General features: G+C 71.3%; 9 protein-coding genes. 3 read left to right on the top strand and 6 right to left on the bottom strand.

The features are described from left to right. Positions 1-37: 37 nt before the first annotated feature. Positions 38-2,617, bottom strand: coding sequence for an aminopeptidase N (gene pepN / locus ACFTXQ_RS17200; protein ID WP_382641508.1), 2,580 nt, complete (start codon positions 2,615-2,617; stop codon positions 38-40). A 144-nt stretch (positions 2,618-2,761) separates the two neighbouring features. Next, a complete protein-coding gene (locus ACFTXQ_RS17195; RefSeq protein ID WP_382641506.1) occupies positions 2,762-3,793 on the bottom strand; it encodes an aspartate-semialdehyde dehydrogenase in 1,032 nt (343 codons plus the stop codon). Positions 3,794-4,054: 261 nt separating this feature from the next. On the opposite strand from ACFTXQ_RS17195, the gene ACFTXQ_RS17190 reads away from it, so the two are divergent. After that, complete coding sequence (locus ACFTXQ_RS17190) at positions 4,055-5,536, top strand: M28 family metallopeptidase (protein WP_382641504.1); 1,482 nt, start codon at positions 4,055-4,057, stop codon at positions 5,534-5,536. Positions 5,537-5,603: 67 nt separating this feature from the next. Here ACFTXQ_RS17190 and ACFTXQ_RS17185 read toward each other — a convergent pair whose 3' ends face one another. Together ACFTXQ_RS17185 and ACFTXQ_RS17180 are read right to left on the bottom strand one after the other, a co-directional pair. Further along, on the bottom strand, positions 5,604-8,924 hold the full coding sequence (locus tag ACFTXQ_RS17185) for a S8 family serine peptidase (protein ID WP_382641502.1): 3,321 nt from the start codon (positions 8,922-8,924) through the stop codon (positions 5,604-5,606). A gap of 262 nt (positions 8,925-9,186) precedes the next feature. Then, positions 9,187-9,747 (bottom strand): CGNR zinc finger domain-containing protein, encoded by a 561-nt coding sequence (locus ACFTXQ_RS17180; RefSeq protein ID WP_382641500.1) that lies wholly within the window; start codon positions 9,745-9,747, stop codon positions 9,187-9,189. Positions 9,748-9,860: 113 nt separating this feature from the next. Here ACFTXQ_RS17180 and ACFTXQ_RS17175 point away from each other — a divergent pair, with 113 nt between their 5' ends. Beyond that, the gene (locus ACFTXQ_RS17175) at positions 9,861-10,319 is read left to right on the top strand and encodes a VOC family protein (protein WP_382641498.1); all 459 of its coding nucleotides are present in this window, start codon (positions 9,861-9,863) and stop codon (positions 10,317-10,319) included. Further along, a complete protein-coding gene (locus tag ACFTXQ_RS17170) occupies positions 10,319-11,227 on the top strand; it encodes a pyridoxamine 5'-phosphate oxidase family protein (protein WP_382641496.1) in 909 nt (302 codons plus the stop codon). Before ACFTXQ_RS17175 ends, ACFTXQ_RS17170 begins: the two co-directional genes overlap by 1 nt. Here ACFTXQ_RS17170 and ACFTXQ_RS17165 read toward each other — a convergent pair. Continuing rightward, positions 11,203-12,162, bottom strand: a complete 960-nt coding sequence (locus ACFTXQ_RS17165) for a hypothetical protein (protein ID WP_382641494.1) — start codon at positions 12,160-12,162, stop codon at positions 11,203-11,205. The two genes, ACFTXQ_RS17170 and ACFTXQ_RS17165, sit on opposite strands and share 25 nt — an antisense overlap. 230 nt (positions 12,163-12,392) lie before the next feature. Further along, a complete protein-coding gene (gene pepN, locus ACFTXQ_RS17160; protein WP_382641492.1) occupies positions 12,393-14,951 on the bottom strand; it encodes an aminopeptidase N in 2,559 nt (852 codons plus the stop codon). Positions 14,952-14,991 lie beyond the last annotated feature (40 nt).

Here is a 14,991-nt window from a genome sequence, read left to right as displayed (position 1 = left end):
CGCGGGACGCGGTTGCGTCCCGCGGGCGGGGGTCCGGCTAGGCCCGAGCCGCAGCGGCGGCGTCGGCGGCCTGGGCCTTCAGCGCGCGTTCTACGCCCGCGCGGGACTCCGAGACCAGGCGGCGCAGGGCCGCGTTCGGCTCGGCCGAGGACAGCCACGCGTCCGTCGCGGCCAGGGTGGCCTCCGAGACCTGGAGGGACGGGTACAGGCCCACCGCGATCTGCTGGGCGATCTCGTGGCTGCGGGTGTCCCACACCTCCTTGACCGCCGCGAAGTACTTCGCGGTGTACGGGGCCAGCAGCTCGCGCTGGTCGGTCTGCACGAAGCCGCCGATCACCGCCTCCTGGACCGCGTTGGGCAGGTCCGAGGACTCCACCACCGACGCCCACGCCTCGGCCTTCGCCTCGGCCGTCGGACGCGCGGCGCGCGCCGTCGCCGCGTGCCGCTCGCCCGCCGCCGTGCGGTCGCGCTCCAGCTCCGCCGTGATGGCCGCCTCGTCCGCGACACCCGTCGCGGCCAGCCGCTCCAGGAACGCCCACCGCAGCTCGGTGTCCACGACCAGGCCCTCGACCTCGGCCGCGCCGTCCAGCAGCGCCTTCAGGTAGGTCAGCTGCCCCTCGGTACGGGCCGTGGCCGCGAAGGCCCGCGCCCACGCCAGCTGGTGGTCGCTGCCCGGCTCGGCGGCGCGCAGGTGCTCCAGCGAGGCCTCGGTCCAGGCCGCCAGGCCCTCCTCGCGCCACGCCGGGTCGCCGTACAGGTCGACGGCCAGCTTCACCTGGCGGTGCAGCGACTGGACCACGCCGATGTCGGACTCCTTGCCGATGCCCGACAGGACGAGCGCGAGGTAGTCGCGCGTCGCCAGCTCGCCGTCCCGCGTCATGTCCCAGGCCGAGGCCCAGCACAGCGCGCGCGGCAGGGACTCGGTGAAGTCGCCCAGGTGCGCCTTGACGTTGGCCAGCGAGACCTCGTCGAGGCGGACCTTCGCGTAGGAGAGGTCGTCGTCGTTGAGCAGGACGACCGCCGGGCGGGTCCGGCCCGCCAGCTCCGGCACCGCCGTCAGCTCGCCGTCGATATCCAGCTCGACGCGGTCCGTGCGGACCAGCCGGCCGTCCTGGAGCTCGTACAGGCCGACCGCGATGCGGTGCGGGCGCAGCACGGGCTCGCCCTTGGCGCCCGCCGGCAGGGCCGGGGCCTCCTGGCGGATCGCGAAGGAGGTGATGGAGCCGTTCTCGTCGGTCTCGATCTCCGGGCGCAGGATGTTGATGCCGGCCGTCTCCAGCCACGCCTTCGACCAGGCGGCCAGGTCGCGGCCCGAGGTCTCCTCCAGGGCGCCCAGCAGGTCGGACAGGCGCGTGTTGCCGAACGCGTGCGCCTTGAAGTAGGCCTGCACGCCCTTGAAGAAGGCGTCCATGCCGACGTAGGCGACGAGCTGCTTGAGTACCGAGGCGCCCTTGGCGTACGTGATGCCGTCGAAGTTGACCAGGACGTCGTCCAGGTCACGGATGTCGGCCATGATCGGGTGCGTGGAGGGCAGCTGGTCCTGCCGGTACGCCCAGGTCTTCATGGAGTTCGCGAAGGTGGTCCACGCGTGCGGCCACTGCGAGCCCTCCGCGTACGCCTGGCAGGCGATGGAGGTGTAGGTGGCGAACGACTCGTTCAGCCACAGGTCGTTCCACCACTCCATGGTGACGAGGTCGCCGAACCACATGTGGGCGAGCTCGTGCAGGATGGTCTCGGCGCGCACCTCGTACGCCGCGTCCGTCACCTTCGAACGGAAGACGTACTGGTCGCGGATGGTGACCGCGCCCGCGTTCTCCATGGCGCCCGCGTTGAACTCCGGCACGAAGAGCTGGTCGTACTTGGCGAACGGGTAGTCGTACGCGAACTTCTCCTGGAACCAGTCGAAGCCCTGCCGGGTCACGTCGAAGATCGCGTCCGCGTCGAGGAACTCGGCGAGCGAGGGGCGGCAGTAGATGCCGAGCGGGACGGACTGACCGTCCTTGCCCTCGTAGGAGCTGTGCACCGCGTGGTACGGGCCGACGATGAGCGCCGTGATGTACGAGGAGATCCGCGGGGTGGGCTCGAAGGCCCAGACCCGGTCCTTGGGCTCCGGCGTCGGAGAGTTCGAGATGACCGTCCAGCCCTCGGGGGCCGTCACGGTGAACCGGAAGGTCGCCTTCAGGTCGGGCTGCTCGAAGCTGGCGAAGACCCGCCGCGCGTCCGGCACCTCGAACTGGGTGTACAGGTAGGCCTGCTGGTCCACCGGGTCGACGAAGCGGTGCAGGCCCTCGCCGGTGTTGGTGTACGCGCAGTCCGCGACGACGCGGAGCTCGTTCGCCCCGGCCGCCAGGTGCGTCAGGGCGATGCGGGAGTCCCGGAAGACGGCGGCGACGTCGAGGGCCTTGCCGTTGAGGACGACCTCGTGCACGGCCGGTGCGACCAGATCGATGAAGGTCTCGGCCCCGGCCTCGGCCGACTGGAAGCGCACGGTGGTCACGGAGGGGTAGGTGCCGCCCTCCTGCGCGCCGCTGAGATCGAGTTCGATCTCGTAGGAGTCGACGGTGAGCAGCTTTGCCCGCTGCTGAGCCTCTTCACGGGTGAGATTCGTGCCTGGCACGCGGTCATCTCCTTCGATGGTTACGTTCCGGCCCATCCTTCCACGCGCGCAGGGCCACCGCGCCGGAGTAATCCACCGGCGAACAGGGACGACGGAGGGGCGGCACCGAGAACGGTGCCGCCCCTCACCTGCCGTGCGCCGGGCTCAGCCCTGGCGGAGCTCCTCGGCGACCAGTTCGGCGATCTGGACCGCGTTCAGGGCCGCGCCCTTGCGGAGGTTGTCGTTCGAGAGGAACAGCGCGAGGCCGTTGTCCACCGTCTCGTCGGCGCGGATGCGGCCCACGTACGAGGCGTCCTTGCCCGCCGCCTGGAGGGGGGTCGGGATCTCGGACAGCTCCACGCCCGGGGCGTCCTTCAGCAGCTCGTACGCGCGCTCGACGCTGATCGGGCGGTCGAAGCGGGCATTGATCTGGAGCGAGTGGCCGGAGAAGACCGGCACGCGCACGCAGGTGCCGGAGACCTTGAGCGCCGGGATCTCCAGGATCTTGCGGGACTCGTTGCGGAGCTTCTGCTCCTCGTCGGTCTCGAACGAGCCGTCGTCCACGATCGAGCCGGCGAGCGGCACCACGTTGTAGGCGATCGGACGCTTGTAGACGGCCGGCTCGGGGAAGTCCACCGCGCCACCGTCGAAGGTCAGCTGGTCGGCGGCCTCGGAGACGGCGCAGGCCTGGCCCTTGAGCTCGGCGACACCGGCCAGGCCCGAGCCCGACACGGCCTGGTACGTGGTGGCGATCATCGCGGACAGGCCGGCTTCCTCGTGCAGCGGGCGCAGCACGGGCATGGCCGCCATGGTGGTGCAGTTCGGGTTCGCGATGATGCCCTTGGGGCGGTTCTTGATCGCGTGCGGGTTGACCTCGGAGACGACGAGGGGGACCTCGGGGTCGCGGCGCCAGGCGGAGGAGTTGTCGATCACGACGGCGCCCTGCGAGGCGACCTTCTCGGCGAGGGCCTTGGAGGTGGCGCCACCCGCGGAGAACAGCACGATGTCCAGACCGGAGTAGTCCGCCGTCGAGGCGTCCTCGATGGTGATCTCCCGGCCCTCCCACTCGAGGGTGGAGCCCGCGGAACGGGCCGAGGCGAACAGCCGCAGCTCGTCCACCGGGAACTTCCGCTCGGCGAGGATGCCGCGCATGACTCCGCCGACCTGTCCGGTGGCTCCGACGATTCCGACCCTCACGGTGACTCCTTTTGCTCCGTACGACGCGGGCGCGCGTGAAGCCATCATGCGTTCGACCCCACGAGCCTTGTCCAATCCATTGTCCGAGGAGCGGACGGTGTCCGGCGCATGAACCCGTGTGACGAGTCCGTGGCGGGCGTGTTGCAAAGCCCCTGAACGGCCGTTTTGCCCGGTCGGAGCTGGTTAGCGTCCGATCTGTCACGACCGTTATGCGGACACGACCGACCGCATTGCGACCCATCCGACTCGGGGAGATCCACCGTGCGCGCCATCCGCCACCGCCGCCGGTCCATACCGGCACTCGCCGCCCTCGCGGCCGCCGCCGTCGCCGCACCCGTCCTGCTCACCGCCACTCCGGCCGCCGCCCACCCCCGCGAGGGCCGGCTCGCCAAGGAGCTGGTGGAGGAGGTCACCGCCCGCGGCGCCTACCGCCACCTGGCGAAGTTCCAGCAGATCGCCGAAGCCAACGGCGGCAACCGCGCCGCCGGCACGCCCGGCCACGCGGCCTCCGCCGCCTACGTGCACGACACGCTGAAGAAGGCCGGGTACGAGGTCTCGTACCAGGACTTCGACATCCACGAGGCGCACACGAAGACGGAGAAGACCACCGTGCTGGGCGCGCAGGGCCGCGAGCTGGCCACCGCCGCCTTCACCTTCACCAAGTCCACCCCGGCGGGCGGTCTGACCGCCCCGCTCGCCCTCGCGCGGGTCGACGAGACCCCGGGCTGCACGGCCGACGACTACCCGGCCGGAGCCTTCACCGGGAAGATCGCCCTGGTCAAGCGCGGGGCCTGCACCTTCGTGGAGAAGCAGAAGGCGGCCGCCGCGGCCGGCGCCCTCGGCGTCATCGTCTACAACCACAGCGGCACCACCCCGGTGCGCGGCGGCTTCTCCTCGCCCGCCGAGGGGATCATCCCGAGCGCGGGCATCACCCTGGCCGACGGCGAGGCGCTGACCGCGGCCGTCGGCAAGGGAGAGGTGACCGTACGCCTGGAGCTGGACCAGGAGCACGTGAAGAAGACCACCCGCAACGTGATCGCCGAGACCCGCGGCGGCCGCTCCGACCGCGTCGTCGCCGTCGGATCCCACCTGGACTCGGTCCCCGAGGGCCCCGGCATCAACGACAACGGCTCCGGCTCGGCCGGTCTGCTGGAGGTGGCGCTGAAGCTCGCCGAGGAGGGCGCCAACAAGAAGGGCAAGGGGCCCGCCAACAAGGTCCGCTTCGCCTGGTGGTCGGCGGAGGAGCTGGGCCTGCTGGGCTCCGAGCACTACGTGGCGCAGCTGTCCGAGCAGCAGAAGAAGGACATCGCGCTCTACCTGAACTTCGACATGATCGCCTCGCCGAACCCGGCGCAGTTCGTCTACGACGGCGACGACTCCGACAAGACGGGCGCGGGCGCGGGCCCGGCCGGCTCGGCGCAGATCGAGGCGCTGATCAACGGCTTCCTCGACAAGAAGGGCAAGCCGCACGAGGGCAGCGACTTCGACGGCCGCTCCGACTACGGCCCGTTCATCGAGAACGGCATCCCGGCCGGCGGCACGTTCACCGGGGCCGAGGGCATCAAGACCGCCGAGCAGGCCAAGCGCTACGGCGGCACCGCGGGGGCCCCGTACGACCCGAACTACCACGGGGCGGGCGACACGCTGAAGAACCTGGACCTCAAGGTCTTCGACACCAACCTGGACGTCATCGCGCACGCGGTCGGCACGTACGCCGAGTCCCTGCGGTCGCTGGGCAGGTAGGCGCACGCGGGAAAAGCCCGAAGGGCCGGTGCTCCGGGGAGCGCCGGCCCTTCGGTTTTCCTCCGTACTACGGGAGGACCTTCTCGATCTGCACGCTGCCGGTGCCGGCGGCGGTGCCGCGGGCGTTGAGCAGCTCGACCTGGCCGAAGAACTGACGGCCCTCGGGGGCCGCGCTGTTGACCAGGACGTTCGCCGAGACGGACGCGGAGGCGCCGTTGGCGAGGTTCACCGCGGCGGCATCGTCGACCTGGACGGAGCCCAGGGCGGCCGAGAAGTACACGTCGCGGTAGTCGTACGTGGTGGAGCCGGCCGGGACCGCGTAGCCGATCACCTTGACGGTGTAGGTACCGGCGGCCGGGTTGGCCAGGCTCACGGCCTCCTCGGAGTCGCCGTCGGCGGAGGAGCCGACCTTGACGCCGTCCTTGTAGACCTCGAGGTCGAGGTCGGCGCCGGTGTCGGACACCTTGCCGATGGCCACGTCGAGGCGGGAGACGCCCTCGCCGATGGTGACCTCGGAGGTCTGGGTCTCACCGTTCGCGATGGTCGGCTTGGCGACCTTCGCGGAGCCGAGCGGGCCGCCCTTGAGCTTGCCGCCCGAGATGGCCGCGGCGTCGTTCTTGACGGTCCACTGGACGGGCGACGGGGTGCCCTGCTTCACCTCGGGCAGGACCTTGACCGCGGGGTCGAAGGCCGCGCCGAGCACGGAGACGTCCAGCTTGAACGGGTTGTCGAGCAGCGGCGACGTGCGGCGCGACTCGACCTCGATCTCCCAGACGCCCGGGGTCGGCTCGGGGTACGAGCGCAGGTCGGGGCGGCACTTGTTGGCCGGGTTGTCGTAGTTCGGGTAGCACTGGGTGGTCGCGCTGTCCTCGACGCCCACACCGTACGGGTGGATCGAGATGAAGCGGGTCTGGCTGCCGGCCGCGAGACCGCCGAGGGCGACCTCGAGGGACTTGGCGCCCTGCGGCACGGTGACGAAGTACGACTTGTGGCTGTTGCGCTGCACGGAGGAGGTGTCCGACAGCGTGAACGACGGCTTCGCCAGCGGGGTGGAGACGACGACGGTCGACAGGATCTGCTTGTCGATGCCCTCGGTGGTCTCGTCGTCCAGCTGCAGGATGCCGCTGTGGACGCCGCCGGTCTTGGCCTTGGCCTCGACCTTGATGGTGACGGGCTTGTTCAGCGGCAGGGTGACGTAGTCGTAGCCGCCGACGACCTTGAAGGTGCCGTCGTTGTTCCGCCAGCTCAGGTTGTGGCGGGTGCCGTACTTGACGCCCGTGGTGCGGGTGACGACGACGTCGTAGACCTTCTTCTGGCCGACCTTGAGGCCGCCCTCGCGGTCGTAGACGCCGGTGCCGAAGCCCGGGGTCTTCAGGAACTGGTCGATCGCGGTGTCGACCGGCGCCTTGACGGTGAACTCGTTGGCCTTCGCGCCGCGCTGGATGGACTCCCACGCGCCGGGGACGTTGATGAGACCGGAACCCTGTGCGTGGGCCGGGACATCGTCGATCTTCTTGGCGGTGCTGGTCAGCGCCACCCGCAGGGAGGCCGGGTCCAGCTTGATGCCGTGCTGCTTGGCGGCCGAGATCAGCAGGGCGCTGGCGCCCGCCGCCTGCGGCGAGGACATCGAGGTGCCCTGGAGCATGCCGTAACCGGCCGGGAGGTTGTAGCCGGCCTCCTTCACGGGCGCACCGGGCAGCCAGGTCTGGATCGTGTTGATCGAGGCGCCGGGGGCGGTGATGGTGGGCGTGAACCCGCCGTCCTCACGCGGACCGCGCGAGGAGAAGGGGAACATGTTGTACTTCTTGGTCACGCCGGAGCCGTAGTTGGCGGCCCAGGTCTCCTTGGAGACCGCGGCGCCCACGGAGATGACCTTGTCCGCGAGGCCGGGGTCGCCGATGGTGTTGATGCCGGGGCCCTCGTTGCCCGCCGAGATGACGAGCTGGACACCGTAGGTGTCGATGAGGTTCTTGTAGAGCTCGGAGCGCGCGTTGTTGCCGTCGTTCAGCGCCGGCAGACCGCCGATGGACATGTTGACGATGTCCACGCCGCGGTTGACGACGAGGTCGATCATGCCCTCGGTCAGCGCGATGTTGGTGCAGCCGCCGGACCAGGAGCAGGCGCGCGAGGAGACGATCTTCGCGCCGGGCGCCTCGCCGTTCATCGCGCCGCCGAAGAGGCCGTTGGCGGAGGTGATGCCGGCGACGTGCGTGCCGTGCTCGGACTCGATGATGCCGACGTTGACGAAGTCGGCCTTCTTGCCGACCCAGTCACCGCCCAGCGGGTCCATCGGGACGTCCTTGCGGATCTCGATCACGAACGGGATGCGCTCGGCGACCTCGGTCGCCGGGTTGTCCGTGCCGAACCAGCCGATCTGGTAGCCGTCCTTGTACGGCTTCATCGGCTCGTTGTTCGTGAAGTCGCCGTCCTGGTCGGTGTCGACGCGGACGGTGCCGGCGGCGGCGTCGTAGAGCAGGCCGAACCGGTCGGTGGTGTCCCCGTCCCGGTTGACGTCGCCCTTCATGTCACCGTTCGCGGTGATCGACTCGCTGAAGCGGCTCCACTGGTAGCTGCCCTCGGGGGCCTTCCAGCTCTGGCCGCCCGCGGTGAAGGTGCCGCCCGTGGCGGTGACCGGGGTGATCTGGGCGCGCCAGGTGGCGTCGCCGTCGGTGATCGGGTCGGTCGCCGTGACCCAGTCGACGATCTTGCGCTCGCCGGTGGTGGTCTTCTGGAGGGCCGGGTGTCCGAGGTCGACGCCCGAGTCCATGATGCCGATGGTCACGCCGCGGCCGTCGGCCTGCGGGTTGTTCTTGACGAAGTCGACCGCACCGGTCTCGAAGGACGGGTTGTACGGGTTCTTCGCGGGGGTGTTCTTGTCCGGCGCCGGGTAGGCCTCGGCCGCGGTCTTGGTGGCCGCGCCCTCGGTGTGGGCGTCGGGGCGCGGGTCCGGCAGCTGGATCTCGTGCCGCAGGTCGATGCCGTGCACCGAGGACAGCTTGGCGGCCGCCTTCAGGGCCGCCTCCGCCTTGCCGGTGGGCAGGGTGGCGCGGACGTAGCCGAGGTTGTCGTACGTCTTGCCCACCGAGGCGCCCTGGACGGCGTCGAGCTGCTCTGCCACCTGCTTGGTCTGGCCGGGGGCGGTGGCGACCATGACGGTGACGTTCGCGTCACCCTTGGCCTTGGCCTCCTGGAGCAGTTCGGCGTCGGCCGAACCGAGCTTCTGCTCGGCGGACTTCACCGCCGGGTTGGAGCCCGGCTTGTCGGCGCCGGTTGCCGCGAAGACGGGCACGGATCCGGTGGCCGCGAGGGCGGCCACCAGTCCGGCCGCAGCCGCGACGCGCGCGACGCGCCGGGCCCCGGGTATGGGGCTTGGGGATTCGAGGGTCATCAGCATCCCTGGTAAGTGAAAGAAACGGTCCGGATTTCGGTGCCGGATGACCGGTCAGCTTTGCGCAAGCGACAGCCCTTTGGGGAGGGTTGTCATTGACCGAGACCTGCCATGGCGGACACTCGCCAGTGCGGGGTTTGCGCCAGTGCGGCCATGTCGGGGCATACCGGTGTGAACCGAGGGTGCTGAAGAGGGTATTTGTCGACTTACCCGCCTTGCCGTGACGAACGGTCTCAGAGCGGGTGTGACAGATTTGGCGCGCTCAGCGCTCGCGCGTGCGCGCGTAGTGGCGCGAGGCCTTCGCCCGGTTTCCGCAGGCGGCCATCGAGCACCAGCGACGGGTGCCGTTGCGCGAGATGTCGTGGAAGTGCAGGACGCAGGTCTCAGACGCGCACTTGCGGATCCGGTCGGGCGCGGAGCCGAGCAGTTCGAGGTAGTCGCGCGCGGCCGTCCAGGCCGGACCCCAGGCCGGATCGGCGAATTCGGCGCGCTCGCCCGGTCCTTCGGCGGTCAGCGTGGCGCGGATGCGGCCGTGCTCCAGCACCGCGTCGACCAGCGCCCGGGCGCTCTCGTCGGACGGGTCCGCCACCGCACGGGCCAGCGCCTCGCGGGCGGTCAGCAGGTGGACCAGGGTCGCGGCGTCTGCGCGGAAGCGGTCGGCGAGGCCGGCGCTGTGCAGCCAGATCGAGAGTCCCTCGATCCGGGTCAGCCCGAAGGCCCCGGCGAAGAGGTCGGTGAGCTCGCCCTCGTGCATCCAGCGGGTGTTCAGCAGGTCGAGGGCGACCGGCTCCCCGGTCAGGGGTCGTGGGTCCGCCGCCGTCATGTCCGCCTCCTGATGCCGCTAACCCCTCAAGGGTACGTGAGCGGTTGACGATCTCCCTTCTAACCTCTAACCTCGATTTAGAAGGTTAGAAATCCTCTGGGGAAGGTACTTCCATGACGACAGTCATCGGCACGCTCCGCACCGGCCACGTGGGCCTGAACGTCACCGATCTGGACCGCTCGCTCGCCTTCTACCGCGACGCCCTCGGCTTCGCGCTGCTCGGCGAGGGCAAGGAGGAGGGCCGCCGCTTCGCCTTCCTCGGCCAGGACGGCGAGCTCGTCCTCACCCTCTGGCAGCAGGCCGAAGGCGCCTTCGTCCCTGCCGCGGCCGGACTGCACCACCTGGCGTTCAGCACCGGCGGGATCGAGGAGGTGCGGGAGTACGAGGCGCGGCTGCGTGAGCTGGGCGTCGAGTTCGCGTACGACGGGGTGGTCGCCCACCGCGAGGGTGCGGCCTCGGGCGGCATCTTCTTCCACGACCCCGACGGCATCCGGCTGGAGATCTCGGCCCCGACCGGCGCCGAGGGTGAGCCCGCCCCCGTCACGGGGGCGCCGACCTGCGGGTTCTTCTAATGACCGGGGCATACCACGCGGGGCCGCTGGCCGTGCAGGAACGGGTCGGCGTACGGGAGCTCGCCGAGCACGTCGGCCGCTCGATCGGCACCGGCATCCGGGACGTCGCCGCGGCCTTCCTGGAGCTCCAGCCCCACCTGGTCGTCGGCGCGGCCGACGGCGCGGGGCGGATGTGGGCCTCCCTGCTGACGGGTGCGCCCGGTTTCGTACGGGCCACCGGGCCGGACCGGATCGCGGTCGCCGGCGGGCCCCCGGCCGGCGACCCGCTCGCGCAGGCGCTGGCCACGACCGGGACCAGTGTCGGCACCATCGCGCTCGACCCGCGCACCCGGCGCCGGATGCGGCTGAACGGGACCCTGGAGGTGACGCCCGGGGGCTTCGCCGTCGAGGCCGAGCAGGTGTTCTCCAACTGCCCGAAGTACCTCCAGAAGCGGGAGCCGCTGGACCTCGCCGCCGAAGGGGCCGGCGTCGTAGGGCGGGGGGACGCGCTCACCTCCGGCCAGCAGCGGGCCGTGCGCGGCGCCGACACCTTCTTCGCCGCCACCACGGCGGAGGCGGACGGGGCCGACGTCAGCCACCGGGGCGGGTTCCCGGGCTTCGTGGAGGTGCTCTCGCCGGTGGAACTGGCCTGGCCGGACTACGCGGGCAACGCCATGTTCCTCACCCTGGGGAACCTGGTCGCCGATCCGCGGGCCGGGCTGCTCTTCCCGGACTGGGAGAGCGGGGCGGTGCTCCAGCTCAGCGGCCGGGCGGAGACCGAGTTCGGGGGCGACGGGGAGCGGCGGGTCCGCTTCCGGGTGGAGTCGGTGGTGGAGAGCCTGCATCCGGGGCGGCTGCGCTGGAGCACCCCGGAGTACTCGCCGGCCAACCCGGCGCTCGGCGGTCACCTGGGCAGGACCACCAGGTAGGCGGCGGGCTCGCGGTCGCCGGACGCCGTCAGGGCGGTCCGGACGACCGCGGCCTGCTGCTCGGGCCAGTCGCGGAGCTTGCGCGGCGTGATGTGGATGACCGTCACCCCGAGCCGCTCCAGGGTCTCGCGCTTGCGCACGCACTCGGACCACTCCTCGTCCTCGCCCTGGCGCGGGGCGCGGGTGTCGATCTCCACGGCCACGGAGTGCTCGGGCCAGTAGGCGTCGACCCCGCCGAGGTGGGGGCCGCCGGGCAGCCGCAGGTCCACGTTCCAGACCGGCTCGGGGAGTTCGTAGCCCCGTACGAGGTGGTACAGCCGGTCCTCGGCCATGGCCCGGCCCTCCGCGAGGAGGGACTCGACGGCGTCGACCACGTGCGGCCGGTTCAGCAGCCGGGCCACGGTCAGCTCCCGCACGACGGCGGCCGGTTCGCAGTGGCCGGCGCGGACGGCCTCGCTGAGCAGGCGGCGTACCGTGCCGGCGTCGTCGAGCTGGGCGACGGCGTCGGCCACGGCCCGGGCGACGGGGGCCACCGGGAGCCCGGTCACCTCCTGGGACCGGGGCGGGGTGTGGGCGCGCACGATCCGCACGTCGCCGGTGGAGCGCAGCCGCCGGGTGCCGGGGACGAGGACGTCGATGTGCGAGAGCGCGAGCAGCGCGGGTGCGGAGGCGAACCGGTAGAGCGCGAGCGCCGCCAGCCCGGTGATCATGGCCTCGCCGCCGCGGCGCCCGGCGTAGAGCAGGGCGGCGTGCAGGCGCTCCTCACTGGTCGCGGGCCCGGAGTGGAGCAGGAACACCCCCGGCAGGATCTGCTGCCAGGGCCGCTCGGCGGCGTCCGAGGCGGTGACGCCGTGCTCGCGCAGCTGGGCGAGGGTCAGCACGCGGGGGCGGCTGCCGGTGAGGTGGGCGAGGGGGAGGGGTGCGTTCTGGTTCATGACGCGGTGATTCCCTCAGGCCATGGCCTTGCTAACCCCTGTTACACGCTCGTCGGCAAATCCGGACAAGCCGGGGCTAAAGTACGGGCGTTCGACGGCCGATAGGCTGCCCCGCCGCTTCCTGGGGCTCCGCCCCAGACCCCGCGCCTCAAACGCCGGCGAGGCTGGATTTGGCCGGCGTTTGAGGAGCGGGGGTCCGGGGGCGGCGCCCCCGGCAACGGCGCCGCAGGCTAGCTGCCCGCCGCCGCGTCGCAGCGCTGCGCGCGCAACGCTCGGGCCAGGTCGTCGCGGGACTCCAGGACCAGGCGGCGGAGCGCGGGGGCGGCGTCCGGGTGGGACGTGAGCCAGGCGTCGGTGGCCGCCACCGTGGACTCCGGGTCCTGGAGGGCCGGGTAGAGGCCCTTCACCACGTCCATGCCGATCTGGATCGACCGGTCCGACCACACCCGCTCCAGCACCGCGAAGTACGGCTCCGCGTAAGCCGCCAGCAGCCCCCGCTGCGAAGGCTGCTGCATGCCGTTGATCGTGGCCTCGACCAGCGCGTTCGACAGCGCGTCCGACTCCACCACCGCCGCCCACGCCTGGGCCTTGACCGCCTCCGACGGCCGCGCCGCCAGACACCGCACCTGGTGCCGCTTGCCCGACGCCGTGTCGTCCCGGGAGAGTTCGGCCCCGAGCGCGGCTTCGTCCACCGCCCCGTGCGCGGCCAGCGGCAGCAGGAAGTCCCACCGCAGCTCCTGGTCCACCTCCAGCCCGTCGATCCGCGCCGAGCCGTCCAGCAGCCCCAGCATCAGCTGGAAGTCGCCCTCCGTCGCCGCGCTCGCCGCGAAGAAGCGGGCCCAGGTCAGCTGGTGCTCCGACCCCGGCTCCGCCAGCCGCAGCTCGTGCAGCGCGCCCGCCGCCAGCTCCCGGCCGCCCTGCTCGCGCCGCTCGGGCGCCGTGTAGTGGGTGACCGCCGTCAGCGCCTGCGCGTGCAGCATCTGCAGCACGCCGACGTCCGTCTCCCGCCCCGCGTGCGCCAGTACCAGCGCGAGGAAGTCACGCGCCGGCATCAGCCCGTCCCGCGTGAGCCCCCACAGCGCCGACCAGCTCAGCGCCCGTGCGAGGGGGTCCGTCAGGTCGCCCAGGTGCGCCCGCAGCGTCGCCAGCGAGCCCTCGTCGAAGCGGACCTTGCAGTAGGTCAGGTCCTCGTCGTTGACCAGGATCAGGTCGGGCCGCTCCCGCCCCGCCAGCTCCGCGACCACCGTCCGCGCCCCCGCCACGTCCACCCCGGCCCGCGCGTAGCGCACCAGCGTGCCGTCCGGCTCCAGCCGGTACAGGCCGACCGCGACCCGGTGCGGCCGGAGCTCGTCGCCCTCCTGCACCACCGCCAGTTCGGTCACGCGCCCGTCCGCGTCGTACGTGACCAGCGGGGTCAGCACGTTCACGCCCGCGGTCTGCAGCCAGGCCCGCGACCACTCGGCCATGTCCCGCCCGGAGACCTCCGCGAGCACCGACAGCAGGTCGTCCAGCGTGGTGTTCCCGTACGCGTGCGCCTTGAAGTAGCGCCGCGCGCCTTCCAGGAACGCCTCCCGGCCGACGTACGCGACCAGCTGCTTCAGCACCGCCGCACCCTTGGCGTAGGTGATCCCGTCGAAGTTCAGCTTCGCGTCCTCCAGGTCACGGATGTCGGCCGTGATCGGGTGCGTGGACGGCAGCTGGTCGGCGCGGTAGGCCCACGCCTTGCGGCTGTTGGCGAAGGTGACCCACGCCTGGTCGAAGCGGGTGGCCTCCACCAGTCCGAAGGAGCCCATGAAGTCCGCGAAGGACTCCTTCAGCCACAGGTCGTCCCACCACTTCATGGTGACCAGGTCGCCGAACCACATGTGCGCCATCTCGTGCAGGATGACGTTCGCGCGCCGCTCGTAGGAGGCCTGGGTGACCTTCCCGCGGAAGATGTACTCCTCCCGGAAGGTCACCATCCCCGGGTTCTCCATCGCGCCCAGGTTGTACTCCGGCACGAAGGCCTGGTCGTACTTCCCGAAGGGGTACGGGTAGTCGAAGATCTCGTGGAAGAGGTCGAAGCCCTGCTTGGTGACGAGGAAGACGTCGTCCGCGTCGAAGTGCCGGGCCAGCCCCTTGCGGCACATCGCGCCGAGCGGGATCGTCAGGTCCCCGCGCGTGTAGGTGTCCGTCACGTAGTGGTAGGGGCCCGCCACCACGCAGGTGATGTAGGTCGAGATCGGCTCGGTCCGGGCGAACCGCCAGACACCGCCCTCCCGTGACTCCTCCGCACCGTTGCTCCACACCTGCCAGCCCTCGGGTGCGGTCACCTCGAAGCGGTAGGGCGCCTTCAGGTCCGGCTGCTCGAAGTTCGCGTACACCCGCCGGGCATCGGCCGGCTCGTACTGGGTGTAGAGGTAGACCTCGCCGTCCTCCGGGTCCACGAAGCGGTGCAGGCCCTCGCCGGTCCGGCTGTACGCGCAGTTCGCGTCCACCACCAGGACGTTCTCGGAGGCCAGCCCGTCCAGGGCGATCCGCGCCCCGTCGAAGACGGCGGCCGGGTCCAGCGCGCGCCCGTTGAGGGTGACGGAGTTCACCGAGGGGGCGATCAGGTCCGCGAAGGTGGAGGTGCCGGAGGCCGCGGCCCGGAAGCGGATCGTCGTCACCGAGCGGAAGGTCCTGGGGCCTTCGGCCGGCTCGGCCTCGTCCACGGCCGACCGGACGTCGAGGACCACCTCGTATCCGTCGACGGACAGCAGCTCGGCCCGCCGACGGGCCTCGTCTCGGGACAGGTTCTCTCCGGGCACGTGCACTCCTTCGTGCGTGATCGTGTTCTTGTGACGAATC

Origin of the sequence: Streptomyces sp. NPDC057010, assembly GCF_042673805.1 — a bacterium.
Lineage (GTDB): Bacteria > Actinomycetota > Actinomycetes > Streptomycetales > Streptomycetaceae > Streptomyces.
This window is presented reverse-complemented; position numbering and strand designations above follow the sequence as displayed.